The organism is Nocardioides sp. CCNWLW216 (assembly GCF_037120545.1).
GTDB classification, from domain to species: Bacteria; Actinomycetota; Actinomycetes; order Propionibacteriales; family Nocardioidaceae; genus Nocardioides; species Nocardioides lianchengensis.
Genome location: NZ_JBBBBJ010000002.1, coordinates 54,369 through 69,691, shown reverse-complemented (window position 1 = coordinate 69,691; position 15,323 = coordinate 54,369). Strand labels below are relative to the sequence as shown.

Below are 15,323 nucleotides of genomic sequence, written 5' to 3'. Positions count from 1 at the left end.
GCAAGGAACCAACCATGGCCGTCCCCACCTTCGTCGACGAGGTGACGCTGCACATCAGCGCCGGTCGGGGCGGCCACGGCGTGGCCTCGGTCCACCGTGAGAAGTTCAAGCCGCTCGGGGGGCCCGACGGCGGCAACGGCGGCCCGGGCGGGTCGGTGGTGCTGCGGGTCGACCCCGACGTCACCACGCTGATCGACTACCACCACAGCAAGAAGCGCTCCGCCGAGAACGGCGGCCACGGCGCCGGCGCCCACCGCAACGGCGGGCACGGTGCCGACCTGGTGCTGCCGGTCCCGGACGGCACGGTCGTCAAGACCCGCGGCGGCGAGGTGCTGGCCGACCTGGTCGGACCCGGCACCGAGATGGTCATCGCCCAGGGCGGTCGCGGCGGGCTCGGCAACGCCGCGCTGGCCTCGTCGAAGCGCAAGGCCCCCGGCTTCGCGCTGCTCGGCGAGCCCGGCGACGAGATCGAGGTCGTCCTCGAGCTGAAGGTGGTCGCCGACATCGGCCTGGTCGGCTACCCGAGTGCCGGCAAGTCCAGCCTGATCGCCGCGATCTCGCGGGCCCGGCCCAAGATCGCCGACTACCCGTTCACCACCCTGGTCCCGAACCTCGGCGTGGTGAAGGCCGGCGACACGACGTTCACGGTCGCCGACGTCCCGGGCCTCATCGAGGGGGCCAGCGAGGGCCGCGGCCTGGGCCACGACTTCCTGCGCCACATCGAGCGTTGTGCCGCCCTGCTCCACGTCGTGGACACCGCGACCATCGAGCCGGGCCGCAACCCCGCCGACGACCTCGACGCCATGGAGCACGAGCTCGCGCAGTACGGCGGGCTCGAGGGCCGCGAGCGGCTGGTCGCGCTGAACAAGATCGACGTGCCCGACGGTCGCGACATCGCCGAGATGACCGCCGACGACCTGCGCGAGCGCGGCTACCGCGTGTTCCCGATCTCCGCCGCGTCGGGCGAGGGCATCCGCGAGCTGACCTTCGCGATGGCCGAGCTGGTCGCCCGGGCCCGCGCCGAGCAGGAGGTCGTCGAGGCGACCCGGATCGTGCTGCGCCCCCCGAGCGCCGACGGCGGCGACGACTTCACCGTCACCCAGGACGGCGACGGCTGGCGGGTGCGCGGCACCAAGCCCGAGCGCTGGGTGCGCCAGACCGACTTCAGCAACGACGAGGCCGTGGGCTTCCTCGCCGACCGGCTCAACCGGCTCGGGGTCGAGACCGGCCTGGTCAAGCTGGGTGCGGTCGAGGGCGACACGGTCCTGATCGGCGACCCCGACAACGCGGTGGTCTTCGACTTCAAGCCCGGCATCGAGGCCGGTGCGGAGATGCTCGGCCGGCGCGGCGAGGACCAGCGCTTCGACGAGAAGCGGCCCGCCCACGGCCGCCGTCGCGAGATCCAGGAGGCACTGGGGGAGCGCGCCGAGGGCGAGACCCGGGCCGACGTGGCCCGGCGCATCGACAAGAGCGCCCGCAGCTCCGGCGTCGGCCCGATGTCCTACGAGATCGGCTCCGCCGACGACCCGGACTGGGCCGAGGACGACCCCGGGACGGCTGGGTGAGCCTGCGTCGGGAGGTGCTCGACGCGCGACGGATCGTCGTGAAGGTCGGCTCCTCCTCGCTGACGACGGCGGCCGGCGGCATCGACCCCGCCCGGGTCGAGCGGTTGGTCGACGTCCTCGCCGCGGCCCGGAGCCGCGGGGCCGAGGTCGTGCTCGTCTCCTCCGGGGCGATCGCGGCCGGCCTGGCCCCGCTCGGGCTGAAGCGCCGTCCGAAGGGACTGCCCGCCCAGCAGGCCGCGGCCTCGGTGGGCCAGGGGCTGCTGGTGCACCGCTACACCGAGGAGCTGCGCCGTCACGAGCTGACGGCCGGCCAGGTGCTGCTGACCGTCGACGACGTCACCCGCCGCTCCCACTACCGCAACGCCTACCAGACCTTCGCCAAGCTGCTGGAGCTCGGCGTGCTCCCGATCGTCAACGAGAACGACACGGTGGCCACCACCGAGATCCGGTTCGGCGACAACGATCGGCTCGCCGCGCTGGTCGCCCACCTGGTCCACGCCGACCTGCTGGTCCTGCTCTCCGACGTCGACGGCCTCTACGACGCGGACCCGCGGACGCCGGGCGCCTCGCGGGTCACCGACGTGCACGGCGTCGAGGACCTGGCCGCGGTCAGCATCGGCAGGACCGGGGCCGCCGGGGTGGGCACCGGGGGGATGGAGACGAAGGTCGAGGCCGCCCGGATCGCCACCGGGGCCGGCATCCCCGTCGTCCTGACCTCGGCCGACCAGGCCGGGCCTGCGGTGGCGGGCGAGCCGGTCGGAACCCTGTTCCACGCGACCGGCAAGCGTCGGCCCACCCGCCTGCTCTGGCTGGCGCACGCCACCGAGCCGCACGGGACCCTGCAGCTCGACCCCGGGGCCGTGCGCGCCGTGGTGGAGCGCCGGGCCTCGCTCCTGGCGGCCGGGGTCACCGGGTGCACGGGCGAGTTCCATGCGGGTGACCCGGTCGACCTGGTCGGGCCGGACGGCGTCCCGGTGGCCCGCGGGCTGGTCAACTTCGACGCGAGCGAGGTGCCGAGCCTGGTGGGCCGGTCCAGCCAGGACCTCAAGCGCGAGCTCGGGGCGGCGTACGAGAGGGAGGTCGTGCACCGCGACGACCTCGTCCTGCTCTGACCCCACTGTCGGACAGTTTGTGACGCGCGTTACGGTCGGGGGAGCGGCGTGCCGGGAGGGCGCGCCACGACCAGGAGGAACATCTTGACCACTCGGATCACGTCCAGGCTCGCCGCGCTCGGCGCGGCTCTCGCCGTCGGCTCCGCCGGCCTCGTCGCTGTCTCGCCGTCGGCGCAGGCCGCCGTCTCCGGCAAGGCCGACTACACCTGCCAGACCAGCTTCGGTCCGCAGGTGGTGACGGTGACGACCAAGGCGCCGCTCCCCAAGAAGGTGAAGAAGGGCAAGAAGGTTCCGGCCAAGACGGTCGTGCTCAAGGTCGTGCTGTCGCCGGAGCTCGCGACCGCGCTGCGCGGGTTCGGCATCACCAGCCTGTCCGGCAACGCGGCGGGCGCCAAGGCCACGGTCGGCAAGACTAAGGTCGCCCTGAAGAACGTCGCCTTCAAGGACCAGGCCGTCCCGGCCAGCGGCGCGATGACCATCAAGGCCTCCGGGAAGACCGCCGCCTTCAAGCTCCGCAAGCGCGGCACGCAGGTCGTCAAGGCGCCGACGAAGTTCAAGTTCAGTGCCCAGGACCAGAACGGCAACGCGCTGATCAGCAACGCGAGCTGCTCGCTGAACCCGGGCGAGAACGCGAAGATCGGCAAGATCAAGGTCCGCTGACCTGACCCTCAGTACGACCCGGCGGCCCGGTGCTTCGGCACCGGGCCGCCGGCGTTCACACGGGCGAAACGCGGTCGCCGTACGCTGGCGACCGCCCGAGTTCAACGAGAGACGCGACCCTCCGGGTCGGGATACGGACACCTCCGGGCACGTCCCGTTCTCCATCCCGCAGGAGCGCCCATGAGCACCGAGTTCACCGTCCCCGCCGTCGACCTCACGGCCTACGTCGCCGACGGCACCCCCGACGAGCGTGCGGCCGTGGCCGCAGCCGTCGACACCGCCTGCCGCGAGGTCGGCTTCATCCAGGTCCACGGCCACGGCGTCCCGCCCGAGGTGCTGAGCGGCCTCGGGGCGGCCATAGACGCGTTCTTCGCGCAGTCCCTGGACGCCAAGCGGGGTTGGATCCGGCCGCCGGCCGAGAACCGGGGCTACACGCCGCCGAAGTCGGAATCGCTGAGCCTCAGCCTGGGCGTCGAGTCGGCGACCCGGATGAACGACTTCTTCGAGGCCTACAACGTCGGCCGCTCGGTGGCCGACTACCCCGGCCTGCCGGAGGCGGTCGCCGGCCACTACGCGACCAACACCTGGCCCGAGGTGGCCGGGTTCGAGGCGCAGGTCTCGGCGTACTTCGAGGAGGCCGCGCGCGTGGCGGTCACCCTGACCGAGGTGTTCGCCGACGCGCTGGGCCTGCCGGCCGGGTTCTTCGACGCGCTCGCCGACCACTCGATCGACGTGCTGCGGATGAACAACTACGCGCTGCCCGAGGGCACCGACGTGACCCTCGACGGCGACCTGACGGGGATGGGGGAGCACACCGACTACGGCATCGTCACCGTGCTCTGGGCCGACCAGGTGAAGGGGCTGCAGGTGCTCGGGCGCGACGGCCGGTGGCACGACGTGAGCCCCGAGGACGGCGCGCTGCTGGTCAACCTCGGCGACCTCACGGCCCGGCTCACCAACGAGCGCTGGCTCTCCACCCTGCACCGGGTCAAGCCGCCGGTCGTCGACGGCACCATCCAGCGGCGCCGCTCGGCCGCGTTCTTCCACGACGGGAACGCCGACGCCGTCGTCGGACCGCTCGCCTCCTGCATCGACGACGAGCACCCGGCACTCTACGAGCCGGTCACCGTCGACGAGCACGTGCGCGCCAAGCTGGCCGGGTCCCGGGTCGGCGTCCGCAACGCGGCCGCGGTCCGCGAGGCCAGCCGGGTGCGGGAGTCCGTGCGTTAGTGGCCGCTCGCTAGGTTCTGGGCGTGCGCGTGCGGGTGGTCCTCTGGTTCCTCACGGGACTGCTGCTGGTGCCCGCCGTGCTCCTGACCGCGGCCCGGCTCTCCGGCAGCGACGCGTCCCCGGTGGTGAAGCTGGTGTCGTTCACGCCGGCCGGCGTCCTGCTGTACGCCGGCGTGCTCGTCCTGCTGCTCGTGCTCGTCGTACGACGGGGCGCGCGGCGACTGCCCGGGCTGACGGCGGTGCTCGCGCTGGCCGGCCTGGTGCTGCACCTGGCCTGGGTCGCGCCCTGGTACGTCGACGGCGCGGCCGCGGCCGACGGCGAGCCGTTGCGGGTGATGACCTCCAACCTGCTCGGCGACGTCGGCGACGGCCCGGGGCTGGTGGCCGCGGCGGCCGATGCCGACGCGGACGTCCTCGCGGTCGAGGAGCTGAGCACCGGAGCGCTCGCGGACATGGAGGCGGCCGGTCTCGACGAGCTGTTCCCCTACCGGGCGGGTGCCCCCGACCCGGGAGGGGTGCCCGGGACCATGGTCTTCGCGCGCGAGCCGATCACCGACGTCGAGCAGCTCCCGACGGTGATGGGGTCGTGGTCGGTGCGGATCGGCGGCGAGACGGACGTGTTCGTGGTGCACCCGGCGTACCCGCTGCACATCGAGGCCTGGCGCGACGAGCACGCCGCCCTGCTGGCCGCGGCCGAGGAGCAGGCACCCGACCTGATCGTGGGTGACCTCAACGCGACCCTCGACCACGCGCCGGTGCGGCGGCTGCTCGCGGCGGGCTACCGGGACGCCACCGAGCTGTCCGGAGGCGGCTTCCAGCCGACCTGGCCCGCCGACGGATCCGGGATCCGCGGCCTGTTGCCCCCCGTCGTGCAGATCGACCACGTGCTGGTCGACGACGGCTGGACGGCCACCCGCACCTGGACCGTCGGCATCGACGGCTCCGACCACCGGGCCCTGGTCGCCGAGGTCGCCCGGACCTGACCCACCCGTCGGGGTGACTTGCTTGAACGGGGCGGTCGAGCGAGCAACGGTCGAGGCATGACCTCCGACACGAGCATCACCGTCAGCCGCACCATCGACGCGCCGACGAGCGTCGTGTTCGACGTGCTCTCGAACCCCGAGCGTCACGTCGACCTGGACGGCTCCGGCTTCGTCGTCAGCGACGAGAAGACCGATCGGATCACCGGCAGCGGCCAGGTGTTCCGGATGAACATGACCGGCGACCACATGGGTGGCGACTACCAGACCGACAACACCGTCACCGGCTACGACCTCAACCACCTGCTGGCCTGGCAGACCGCGCCCGCCGACACCGAGCCTCCCGGCTGGGAGTGGGTCTGGGAGCTGGAGGCGCAGGGCAGCGAGAGCACCGAGGTGCGACTCACCTACGACTGGTCCAAGGTCACCGACCGGGCCCTGCTGCGGCAGATCGGCTTCCCGCTGGTCACCGAGGACCAGCTGGAGGACTCCCTCGGCAACCTGGCCTCCGCGGTCGCCAGCTGAGCGGATGCGTACGGCGCGGGCACCGCGCCGTACGCTGGAGCCGTCATGGCCCGTCCCGTCTATCTCGACCACGCCGCCACCACCCCGATGGTGCCCGCGGCGGTCGAGGCACTGACGAAGCACCTCCTCGAGGTCGGCAACCCGAGCTCCCTGCACGCCTCCGGGCGGCACGCCCGCCGGGTGGTCGAGGAGTCGCGCGAGACCATCGCGCAGGCGCTCAACTGCCGCCCCGGCGAGGTGGTCTTCACCTCCGGGGGAACCGAGGCCGACAACCTGGCGATCAAGGGCCTGCACTGGTCCCGGGCCGCCGAGCTCGGCCCGGCCCCGCGGCTGGTCTCCAGCAGCGTCGAGCACCACGCCGTGCTCGACCCGCTGCACTGGCTCTCCGAGGGCGAGGAGGCCGAGGTCCGGTTGCTCGGGGTCGACGGCGACGGCCGGGTCGACCTCGACGAGCTGGCCGCGCTGCTCGCCGAGCGCGCCGTCTCGATGGTCTCGGTGATGTGGGCCAACAACGAGGTCGGCACCCTCCAGCCGATCGAGGAGGTCGTCGCCCTCGCCGCCCGGCACGGCGTCCCGGTGCACACCGACGCCGTCCAGGCCGTCGGCGCGGTGCCGGTCGACTTCGCCCGCTCGGGCGTCGACGCGCTCACCCTGACCGGTCACAAGGTCGGCGGCCCGTACGGCGTCGGTGCGCTCGTCGTACGACGTGAGCTGCAGCTCACCCCGCTCGTCCACGGCGGCGGTCAGGAGCGTGACATCCGCAGCGGCACCCTCGACACCCCCGCCATCGCCGGCTTCGCGGCCGCGGTGGAGCTGGCGGTCAAGCAGCAGGCCGAGCACGCGACCCGGGTCGCCACGCTGCGTGAGGACCTGGTGCGCGGCGTGCGCGCGGTGGTGCCGGACGCCGTGCTCAACGGCGACCCGGAGCGCCGGCTGCCCGGCAACGCCCACTTCTCGTTCCCGGGCTGCGAGGGCGACTCGCTGCTGATGCTCCTCGACGCCCGTGGCATCGAGTGCTCGACCGGGTCGGCCTGCTCGGCCGGCGTCCCGCAGGCCTCGCACGTCCTGCTGGCCATGGGCCGCTCCGAGGCCGACGCCCGCAGCTCGCTCCGGTTCTCGCTCGGCCACACCTCCACCGCCGCCGACGTCGCCGCGCTGGTCGAGGCGATCGGCCCGTGCGTCGAACGAGCCCGGGCGGCCCGGATCTGATGAAGGTCCTCGCCGCCATGTCCGGAGGCGTCGACTCCGCCGTCGCGGCCGCGCGCGCCGCGGAGGCCGGCCACGACGTCACCGGCATCCACCTCGCGCTCTCGCGCAACCCCGCGTCGTACCGCTCGGGGGGGCGGGGCTGCTGCACCATCGAGGACAGCAACGACGCCCGCCGGGCGGCCGACGTCATCGGCATCCCGTTCTACGTCTGGGACCTCTCCGAGCGCTTCCACGAGGACGTGGTCGAGGACTTCATGGACGAGTACGCCGGCGGCCGCACGCCCAACCCGTGCCTGCGGTGCAACGAGAAGATCAAGTTCGCCGCGGTGCTGGACCGGGCCCTGGCCCTCGGCTTCGACGCGGTCGCGACCGGCCACTACGCCCAGCTCCGCACCGGCGCCGACGGGCTGATCGAGATGCACCGGGCGGTCGACCACGGCAAGGACCAGTCCTACGTGCTGGGCGTGCTCGACCAGCAGCAGCTCGCGCACTCGCTGTTCCCGCTCGGCGACACGCCCAAGAGCGAGGTCCGCGAGGAGGCCGCCCGGCGGGGGCTGCTGGTGGCCGACAAGCCGGACAGCCACGACATCTGCTTCGTCGCCGACGGCGACAACGCCGGCTGGCTGCGCGAGAAGCTCGGCAATCGCGCGCCCAACCACGGCGGTGCGATCGTCGACGAGGCCACCGGCGAGGAGGTCGGCCGCCACGACGGCACCTACGGCTTCACCATCGGGCAGCGCAAGGGCCTGCGGATCGGCCGGCCGGCGCCCGACGGCAAGCCGCGCTTCGTGCTCGACATCGAGCCGGTCTCGGGCACGGTCACCGTGGGCCCGCGCGAGCGGCTGGCCGTGCACCGGCTGAGCGGCACCAAGCCGCGCTGGTGCGGCACCGTCCCGGCGGTGCTGCACGGCAGCGTGCAGCTGCGCGCGCACGGCGAGGAGCTGCCGGCGACGGTCACGGTCGCGGGCGAGCAGGTCGACGTCGAGCTGCACGCCCCGGCGTACGGCATCGCGCCCGGCCAGGCCGCCGTCGTGTACGACGGGACCCGCGTCGTGGGCTCGGCGACGATCGTGAGCACCGTCCGATGAGCGTCCGATGAGCACCGCGACCGGGGTCGGGTCGATGCCGGGTGAGGACTTCGCCGAGTCCCAGCGCGTCGTCCTGGGCGAGCTGGGCGACCTGCCCCACCTCGTGGAGCTGCCCGGGCGCGGCGTCACCGCGGGCATGGTCGGCCGCGCGCTCGGCCTCGTCGCCGAGCTCGGGGTCGACCTGCAGCCCGCGGGCTGGCGGCTCACCGGCAGCGGGGGCTCCTCGGGCGTCGACCACCGGCGCGCGCGGAGCCTGCTCGCGCAGGACCTCGACGGGCTGGAGGAGCAGGCGCAGGAGTGCGCGGGGGCCTTCAAGGTCCAGGTCGCCGGACCCTGGACCCTGGCCAGCAGCGTGGAGAAGCCGCGCGGTGACAAGGTGCTCTCCGACCACGGCGCCCGGCGCGAGCTGGCCCAGGCCCTGGCCGAGGGGCTGCGCGACCACGTCCGCGACGTACGGCGCCGTCTGCCGCGGGTCGAGCGGCTGGTCGTGCAGGTCGACGAGCCGTCCGTCGCGGCCGTCCTCGGCGGGCAGGTGCGCACCGCGTCCGGCTTCGGCCGGCACCGGACCGTGCACCCGCCGGAGGTGTCCGAGACCCTCGGCTGGGTGCTCGACGCGATCAGCGGCGAGGGGGCCGAGCCGTGGGTGCACTCCTGCGCGCCGGGCGCGCCGTGGGAGCTGCTCCGCAAGGCCGGCGCCCGCGGGCTCTCGGTCGACCTGGCGATGCTCGCCGCGGCCGACCACGACCCGCTGGCCGAGGCGCTGGAGGCGGGGGACACGGTCGCGCTCGGTGTGCTGCCGGGCACCGACCCCGCGAGCCTGCCGACCGACACCCAGGTCACCGAGTCGGTGCTGCGGTGGCTCGACATGCTCGGGCTGGACCCCGAGGAGGTCGGGGAGCGGCTGGTGCTGACGCCGGCGTGCGGGCTGGCCGGGGCCGGCTCGGCGTACCCCCGCGCGGCGCTGGCGCTGCTCGGGAAGGCCGCCGGTCACCTGACCGGGTGAGGGACGCGGCGGTCGCTGTCGGGTACGGGTCCGCCATGACCGACCTGACCGGCAAGACCGTCGCCATCATCGCCACCGACTTCTTCGAGGAGGCCGAGCTCGTGCAGCCGCGGGACGCGCTGCGCGAGGCCGGGGCGACGGTGGTGGTCCACTCGACGGGGACCGACCCGATCCAGGCCGTCGAGGGCGACACCTCCCCGACGCGGAAGGTCGAGGTCGACGGGACCCTCGACGACCTCGACGTCGCCTCGGTCGACGCGGTGGTCGTCCCGGGCGGGACGGTGAACGCCGACCGGATCCGCACCGAGCCGCGCGCGCAGGAGATCGTCCGGCAGGCCCTGGCCGCGGGCAAGCCGACCGCGGTGATCTGCCACGGGCCGTGGCTGCTCGTCTCCGCCGGGCTCGCCGAGGGGCGTCGGCTGACCAGCTACGCCTCGCTGGCCGACGACGTCCGCAACGCGGGCGGCACCTGGGTCGACGAGGAGGTCGTCGTGGACGGCAGCCTGATCACCAGCCGCGACCCCGACGACCTGCCCGCGTTCATCGGTGCCCTCGAGAAGGCGCTGCAGGACGCACTCGCCTGACGATCAGCCGACGTGCACGCCCTCGGGGCCGTCGGTGGCCAGCTCGGCGTGCTTGACGTCGAGGAAGACCCACACGATGACCGAGGCGGCGAGCATCATCAGCGCGCCCACCAGGAAGGCGTGGGTCGCTCCCTCGGTGAAGAGCTGGGACGCGATCGCCGCGGGATCGCCGGGGTTGGTGCCGCTGGCCCCGGCGGCCGCGACGTCGTCCTGGCGGTTGTTGAGGACCGTCGTGAAGACGGTCGCCAGGATCGAGAGGCCGAGCGCGCCGCCGACCTGCTGCATGGTGTTGAGGACGCCCGAGCCGATGCCGGAGTCCTCGGTCCGCAGGTGGTGCACCGCGGTGAGGGTCAGCGGGATGAACGTCATGCCCATGCCGAACGACATCACCAGGATGAACGGCAGCAGGTCGGTCCAGTAGCTCGCCTCGGTGTGGCCGAGCGGGAACGTGTCGTCGTACGGGAGCCGCGAGAAGCCGAACAGGCCGCCGGCCGCCATCAGGGTGCCGACCCCGGCGAGGAAGCGCGGGTCGACGTGGTTGATCAGGTTGGAGCCGATCGCGGCCGCGGCCATGATGCCGAAGCAGAACGGCAGGAACGCGACGCCGGCGTGCAGCGGGCTGTAGCCCATGACCAGCTGGATGTACTGGCTGAGGAAGTAGAACATCGCGAACATCGCCGCCGGCGCGAGGAACATCGCCACGAAGCTGGACGCCCGGGTGCGGTTCAGGAACACGCGGAACGGCAGCAGGGGGTGGGCCACCCGGCTCTCGATGACGCCGAAGGCGACGAGCAGCACGAGGCCGGAGCCCAGGCTCGCGATGGTCCAGGTGTCGCCCCAGCCGTCCTCGCCGGCGCGGGTGATGCCGTAGACGACGCCGAGCAGACCGAGGGTGGCCGTGATGGCGCCGGGGACGTCCATCTCGCCCGGGTGCGGCTCCGACTCGGCGAGGAACCGGGGCGCCAGCAGGGCGGCGGCCAGGCCGATCGGGGTGTTGATCAAGAAGGTGAGGCGCCAGCCGAGCTCAGGGTCGAGGCCGGTCAGCCAGCCCCCGAGGATCAGCCCGACGGCGGCGCCGACGCCGGACATGGCGGCGTACACGGCGAAGGCCCGGTTGCGCGAGGGCCCGGCCGGGAACGTGGTGGTGATCAGCGCGAGGGCAGCGGGCGCCGCCATCGCCGCGCCGGCGCCCTGCAGCGCGCGGGAGCCGATGAGCATCGCCTCGTTGGTCGCCAGGCCGCCGAGGCCCGAGGCGACCGCGAACAGGATGAGGCCGGTCATGAACAGCCGGCGGCGGCCGTAGAGGTCGCCGAGGCGACCGCCGAGCAGCAGCAGGCCGCCGAAGGCCAGGGCGTAGCCGGTGACGATCCAGGTCCGGTTGGCCTCGTCGATCTCGAGGTCGTTGGAGATGAACGGGATGGCGATGTTGGCGATCGTGCCGTCCAGCACGACCATCAGCTGGGCCACGCAGATGAGGACCAAGGCCCAGCCGAGGTGCTGGCCCGCGGCGGCGGAGCTCGACTCGGTGTCGCGTGTGGTGTCGGTCATGACGGGGTTCCTGCCTGCTGGGAGGGGGCCGGGCGCGAGGCGGACGGCACGATGATCTGCTCGATGACCCGGGTGATCAGGCCCGGGTCCGGGGTCTCGCCCATGATGAAGACGCGATGCAGCACGATGCCGGCGAGCGCCGGCTCGAAGAGGTCGAGGTCGAGGTCGTCGCGGAGGTCGCCGCGCTCGGCCGCGCGCTGCCAGATCAGTCGGGAGGCCTCGATCTTGGGCCCGAGGACGTCGCGCCGGAACGCCTCGGCGAACGCGGGGTCGCGGGTCAGCGCGGTGACGACGGCACCGAAGGTGGCCACCGTCTCGGGATCGACGAGGCCGCCCATGCCGCAGAAGACGGCTTCCAGGTCGCCCTGCAGGCTGCCCGTGTCGGGGACCTCCTGGGGGCCCTTGGAATGGACGAGCGCGTCGATGACCAGGCTGACCTTGTTGGTCCAGCGCCGGTAGAGCGTCGCCTTGGAGGCCTTGGCCCGGGTGGCGACGGCGTCCATGGTGAGCCGGTCGTAGCCGACGTCGGCGAGCACGGCGAGGGTGGCCGCGAGGATCTCCAGCTCGCGGTCGCCCTCGACCCGGGGGCGCTGGACGGCGGCCTCGGTCGGGGTCATCGGCACTCCTCGGCGGTCGCGGCCGCAGATGGAACGAAACGGTTCCGTTCTGTCGGCGATCAGCGTAGGTGGAACCGGTTCTCCCTGCCAAGCAAATAGCGACGGCCCGCCCGGGATCACCGGGCGGGCCGTCGTACGACGTGGAGCGTGGTGGGCGGTCAGCCCACGTGGACCCCACCCTCGGGACCGTCGGTCGCGAGCTCCTCGTGCTTGACGTTGAGGAAGAGCCAGGTGGCGAGCGAGCCCACGGCGATCAGGCCCGCGCCCACCAGGAACGCGGCGGTCGCGCCCTCGGTGAACGAGCCGAGGAAGGCGAGCGAACCGGCCTGGTCGGGCGTCGCGCCCTGGGCGACCAGGTCGCGGAACAGGTCGGTCTTGGTGCCGTCCGCGGCCTGCAGCGAGACCGTGCTGAGGATGGCCAGGCCGAGCGCGCCGCCGACCTGCTGCATCGTGTTCAGCACGCCCGAGCCGATGCCGGAGTCCTCGGCGCGGAGGTGGTGCACCGCGGTCAGGGTGAGCGGCACGAAGACCATGCCCATGCCGACCGACATCAGGACGATGAACGGGAAGATGGAGCTCCAGTAGTTCACGCCGTCGCCGAGGAAGTTGTCCTGGGTGACGGCCAGCAGGTCGGCTGCACCGGTGGGGACCTCGAGGCGCGAGAACCCGAACAGGGCGACCGCGGCCATCAGCGTGCCGATGCCGGCGATGAACCGGGGGTCGACCCGGTTGACCAGGTTCGACGAGAGACCCGCGCCGATCACGATGCCGACCGAGAACGGCAGGAACGCGAAGCCGGTGTGCAGCGGGCTGTAGCCCACGACCAGCTGGATGAAGAGGCTGAGGAAGTAGAACATCGCGAACATCGCGGCCGGCACGAGCGCCATCACCAGGAAGCTGGTGGCGCGGGTGCGGTTGGCGAAGACCCGGACGGGGAGCAGCGGGTGCGCGACCCGGGACTCGACGACGGCGAAGACGGCGAGCAGGACGGCGCCGGCCGCCAGGGACGCGATGGTCCAGGTGTCGCCCCAGCCGTGCGCCTCCTCGCCGGCCCGGCTGAATCCGTAGACCAGGCCGAGCAGGCCGAGGGTGCCGGTGATGGCGCCGGGGATGTCGAGCTGGCCCGGGTGCGACTCGGACTCGTTGAGGAAGCGCGGGGCGAGGAAGGCCGCCACGAGGCCGATCGGGACGTTGATCAGGAAGGTCCAGCGCCAGCCCTCGAGGCCGAGGACCGGGTCGAGCCCGGTGAGCCAGCCACCGAGGATCAGGCCGACGGCCGCGCCGGCACCCGACATGGCGGCGTAGACCGCGAACGCGCGGTTGCGCGCCGGGCCGGCCGGGAACGTCGTGGTGATCAGCGCCAGGGCGGCGGGGGAGGCCAGGGCCGCTCCGAGGCCCTGGAGGCCGCGGGAGGCGAGCAGCAGCGCCTCGTTCTGGGCGAAGCCACCGAGCAGCGAGGCGATCGCGAAGACCGCGAGGCCGATCATGAAGACGCGGCGCCGGCCGTAAAGGTCACCGAGGCGGCCGCCGAGCAGCAGCAGGCCGCCGAAGGCGAGGGCGTAGCCGGTGACGATCCAGGTCAGGTTGGCGTCGTTGATGTTCAGGTCGTTGCCGATGAAGGGCAGCGCGATGTTCGCGATGGAGGCGTCGAGCACCACCATCAGCTGCGCCATCGAGATGAGCACGAGGGCCCATCCGAGGTGGAGCGCCTTGCCCGTGGCGGCGTGCACCGGGGGAGTCGCGGTGTCGGTCATGGGAGGGATTTCCTTCTCTGGGTCTTCCGGGGTGGTGGCCGGAGGGTTTGCTCGCACGCTCAGCGGGTCGCCGAGGGCAGGATGATCTGGTCGATCACGCGGGTGATCAGGTCGGGGTCGGGCATCTCGCCCATCACGAACAGGCGGTGCATGACGATGCCGGCGAGGGCCGGCTCGAACAGGTCGAGGTCGAGGCCGTCCTTGAGCTCGCCGCGAGCGGCGGCGCGCTCCCAGACGAGTCGGGAGGCCGCGATCTTGGGGCCGATGACGTCGCGGCGGAACGCCTCGGCGAAGGCCGGGTCCCGGGTGAGGGCGGTGACGACCGCGGCGAACGTCGCGACCGTCTCCTGGTCGGCCAGGCCGCCCATCCCGCAGAACATGGCCTTCAGGTCGCCCTCGAGGCTGCCGGTGTCGGGCAGCTCGTGGGGGCCCTTGGAGTGCGCCACGGCGTCGATGACGAGGCTCACCTTGTTGGTCCAGCGCCGGTAGAGCGTGGCCTTGGACGCCTTGGCCCGCGTGGCGACGGCGTCCATGGTCAACCGGTCGTAGCCGAGGTCGGCGAGCACCTCGAGCGTGGCCGTGAGGATCTCCAGCTCACGGTCGCCCTCGACGCGCGGCCGCACGACAGCGGCTGCCTCGGACGGGGTCATCTGCACTCCTGTGACGGTGGACACAATGAAACGAAACCGTTTCGTTTCATCGGCAACAGCGTAGGGCGGCCGAGATGTTCCCGCCAGCTCATTTCCGGTCTAGACCGGCCGATCGTCCGGTGATGTCGACCACGGCGTCGAGGGCGAAGGCCCGCCAGGCGTCGACCCGGCGCAGCAGGTAGTGGCCCACCGGTCCCATGTCGGTGAACGCCACGGAGGCGGCGAGGTGTTCCGCCCGCCTCACGAACTCCCGGGTACGGCGGGCCGAGGTGATCCGGTCCGCACGCCCGTGCGCGGCCCGCAGGTGCCGGCCGGCCAGCGCGGCGACCGGGTCGCCCGGCTCGAACCAGGGGGCCAGCGCGACCAGGCCCCGCACGGACGGGTCGTCGGCCACGCGGGAGCCGGTGCGCGCGCCCATCGAGTGGCCCAGGAGCACCACCGGGACGGCGCCGTGCGCCCGCCGTACCTCGTCGAGGGCGGCGCGGGCGTCGGCGACCGGACCCGCGCCGTCGCCGTTCCAGCCGCGGTGGGAGTAGCGCAGCAGCCAGGTCGCGAGCCCGTGCGCGGCGTACCCCGGCGCGAGGTCGCGCTGCAGGGCCGCCATCCGGCGCCAGGAGGCGCTGCGGCCGTCGACCGGGCGGGTGGAGGTCGGCTTGCCGCCGTGCAGGAGCAGGACGACGCCGCTCGCCCCGGGCGGGTCGAGGCGGGTCAGGTGGAGGTCGGGCACCTCCGGTGTTCGGCGCGGCCGGCCGGGTGGATGGGGGTCGGCCCGACTGTCGGTGCGGACCGGCAAGATAG

General features: G+C 73.1%; 15 protein-coding genes. 10 read left to right on the top strand and 5 right to left on the bottom strand.

The window, feature by feature from the left end:
• The first annotated feature begins 14 nt into the window (after positions 1 to 14).
• The 10 genes from obgE to V7S47_RS04675 all read left to right on the top strand — a co-directional run bounded on the left by obgE (position 15) and on the right by V7S47_RS04675 (position 9,956).
• Complete coding sequence (gene obgE, locus V7S47_RS04720) at positions 15 to 1,565, top strand: GTPase ObgE (RefSeq protein WP_336560490.1); 1,551 nt, start codon at positions 15 to 17, stop codon at positions 1,563 to 1,565.
• Complete coding sequence (proB, locus tag V7S47_RS04715; protein WP_090853229.1) at positions 1,562 to 2,677, top strand: glutamate 5-kinase; 1,116 nt, start codon at positions 1,562 to 1,564, stop codon at positions 2,675 to 2,677. Before obgE ends, proB begins: the two co-directional genes overlap by 4 nt.
• Positions 2,678 to 2,761: 84 nt before the next feature.
• Positions 2,762 to 3,337: a DUF6801 domain-containing protein gene (locus V7S47_RS04710; RefSeq protein ID WP_336560489.1), complete on the top strand. Its 576-nt coding sequence runs from the start codon at positions 2,762 to 2,764 to the stop codon at positions 3,335 to 3,337.
• A gap of 180 nt (positions 3,338 to 3,517) precedes the next feature.
• The gene (locus tag V7S47_RS04705; protein WP_336560488.1) at positions 3,518 to 4,567 is read left to right on the top strand and encodes an isopenicillin N synthase family dioxygenase; all 1,050 of its coding nucleotides are present in this window, start codon (positions 3,518 to 3,520) and stop codon (positions 4,565 to 4,567) included.
• Positions 4,568 to 4,590: 23 nt separating this feature from the next.
• On the top strand, positions 4,591 to 5,550 hold the full coding sequence (locus tag V7S47_RS04700) for an endonuclease/exonuclease/phosphatase family protein (RefSeq protein WP_336560487.1): 960 nt from the start codon (positions 4,591 to 4,593) through the stop codon (positions 5,548 to 5,550).
• A 57-nt stretch (positions 5,551 to 5,607) separates the two neighbouring features.
• Entirely contained in the window at positions 5,608 to 6,072 is a 465-nt protein-coding gene (locus V7S47_RS04695; RefSeq protein ID WP_336560486.1) for an SRPBCC family protein, read from the top strand.
• Between the two features lie 45 nt (positions 6,073 to 6,117).
• Positions 6,118 to 7,281 (top strand): cysteine desulfurase family protein, encoded by a 1,164-nt coding sequence (locus V7S47_RS04690; RefSeq protein ID WP_336560485.1) that lies wholly within the window; start codon positions 6,118 to 6,120, stop codon positions 7,279 to 7,281.
• Positions 7,281 to 8,369: a tRNA 2-thiouridine(34) synthase MnmA gene (gene mnmA, locus V7S47_RS04685; protein ID WP_336561004.1), complete on the top strand. Its 1,089-nt coding sequence runs from the start codon at positions 7,281 to 7,283 to the stop codon at positions 8,367 to 8,369. The genes V7S47_RS04690 and mnmA overlap by 1 nt, the downstream gene beginning before the upstream one ends.
• Positions 8,370 to 8,376: 7 nt before the next feature.
• Positions 8,377 to 9,372: a methionine synthase gene (locus V7S47_RS04680; RefSeq protein ID WP_336560484.1), complete on the top strand. Its 996-nt coding sequence runs from the start codon at positions 8,377 to 8,379 to the stop codon at positions 9,370 to 9,372.
• 35 nt (positions 9,373 to 9,407) lie between these two features.
• Positions 9,408 to 9,956, top strand: coding sequence for a type 1 glutamine amidotransferase domain-containing protein (locus V7S47_RS04675; RefSeq protein WP_336560483.1), 549 nt, complete (start codon positions 9,408 to 9,410; stop codon positions 9,954 to 9,956).
• A 3-nt stretch (positions 9,957 to 9,959) separates the two neighbouring features.
• On the opposite strand, the gene V7S47_RS04670 is transcribed toward V7S47_RS04675, so the two are convergent.
• The 5 genes from V7S47_RS04670 to V7S47_RS04650 form a co-directional block, all read right to left on the bottom strand.
• Complete coding sequence (locus V7S47_RS04670) at positions 9,960 to 11,504, bottom strand: MFS transporter (RefSeq protein ID WP_336560482.1); 1,545 nt, start codon at positions 11,502 to 11,504, stop codon at positions 9,960 to 9,962.
• On the bottom strand, positions 11,501 to 12,121 hold the full coding sequence (locus V7S47_RS04665) for a TetR/AcrR family transcriptional regulator (protein WP_336560481.1): 621 nt from the start codon (positions 12,119 to 12,121) through the stop codon (positions 11,501 to 11,503). Before V7S47_RS04665 ends, V7S47_RS04670 begins: the two co-directional genes overlap by 4 nt.
• Positions 12,122 to 12,279: 158 nt before the next feature.
• Positions 12,280 to 13,875, bottom strand: coding sequence for an MFS transporter (locus V7S47_RS04660; RefSeq protein ID WP_336560480.1), 1,596 nt, complete (start codon positions 13,873 to 13,875; stop codon positions 12,280 to 12,282).
• A 59-nt stretch (positions 13,876 to 13,934) separates the two neighbouring features.
• Positions 13,935 to 14,525 carry a TetR/AcrR family transcriptional regulator gene (locus tag V7S47_RS04655; protein WP_336560479.1) on the bottom strand — a complete coding sequence of 197 codons (591 nt, stop codon included), beginning with the start codon at positions 14,523 to 14,525 and terminating at the stop codon, positions 13,935 to 13,937.
• An 88-nt stretch (positions 14,526 to 14,613) separates the two neighbouring features.
• A complete protein-coding gene (locus tag V7S47_RS04650; protein WP_336560478.1) occupies positions 14,614 to 15,252 on the bottom strand; it encodes an alpha/beta hydrolase in 639 nt (212 codons plus the stop codon).
• Positions 15,253 to 15,323 lie beyond the last annotated feature (71 nt).

What these genes read in the sequence shown, in the direction of transcription:
- V7S47_RS04705 (WP_336560488.1), top strand. Translation starts at nt 3,518, where the DNA reads ATGAGCACCGAGTTCACCGTCCCCGCCGTCGACCTCACGGCCTACGTC.
- obgE (WP_336560490.1), top strand. Translation starts at nt 15, where the DNA reads ATGGCCGTCCCCACCTTCGTCGACGAGGTGACGCTGCACATCAGCGCC.
- V7S47_RS04675 (WP_336560483.1), top strand. Translation starts at nt 9,408, where the DNA reads ATGACCGACCTGACCGGCAAGACCGTCGCCATCATCGCCACCGACTTC.
- mnmA (WP_336561004.1), top strand. Translation starts at nt 7,281, where the DNA reads ATGAAGGTCCTCGCCGCCATGTCCGGAGGCGTCGACTCCGCCGTCGCG.
- V7S47_RS04660 (WP_336560480.1), bottom strand. Translation starts at nt 13,875, where the DNA reads ATGACCGACACCGCGACTCCCCCGGTGCACGCCGCCACGGGCAAGGCG.
- V7S47_RS04695 (WP_336560486.1), top strand. Translation starts at nt 5,608, where the DNA reads ATGACCTCCGACACGAGCATCACCGTCAGCCGCACCATCGACGCGCCG.
- V7S47_RS04690 (WP_336560485.1), top strand. Translation starts at nt 6,118, where the DNA reads ATGGCCCGTCCCGTCTATCTCGACCACGCCGCCACCACCCCGATGGTG.
- V7S47_RS04670 (WP_336560482.1), bottom strand. Translation starts at nt 11,504, where the DNA reads ATGACCGACACCACACGCGACACCGAGTCGAGCTCCGCCGCCGCGGGC.
- V7S47_RS04680 (WP_336560484.1), top strand. Translation starts at nt 8,377, where the DNA reads ATGAGCACCGCGACCGGGGTCGGGTCGATGCCGGGTGAGGACTTCGCC.
- V7S47_RS04655 (WP_336560479.1), bottom strand. Translation starts at nt 14,525, where the DNA reads ATGACCCCGTCCGAGGCAGCCGCTGTCGTGCGGCCGCGCGTCGAGGGC.
- V7S47_RS04665 (WP_336560481.1), bottom strand. Translation starts at nt 12,121, where the DNA reads ATGACCCCGACCGAGGCCGCCGTCCAGCGCCCCCGGGTCGAGGGCGAC.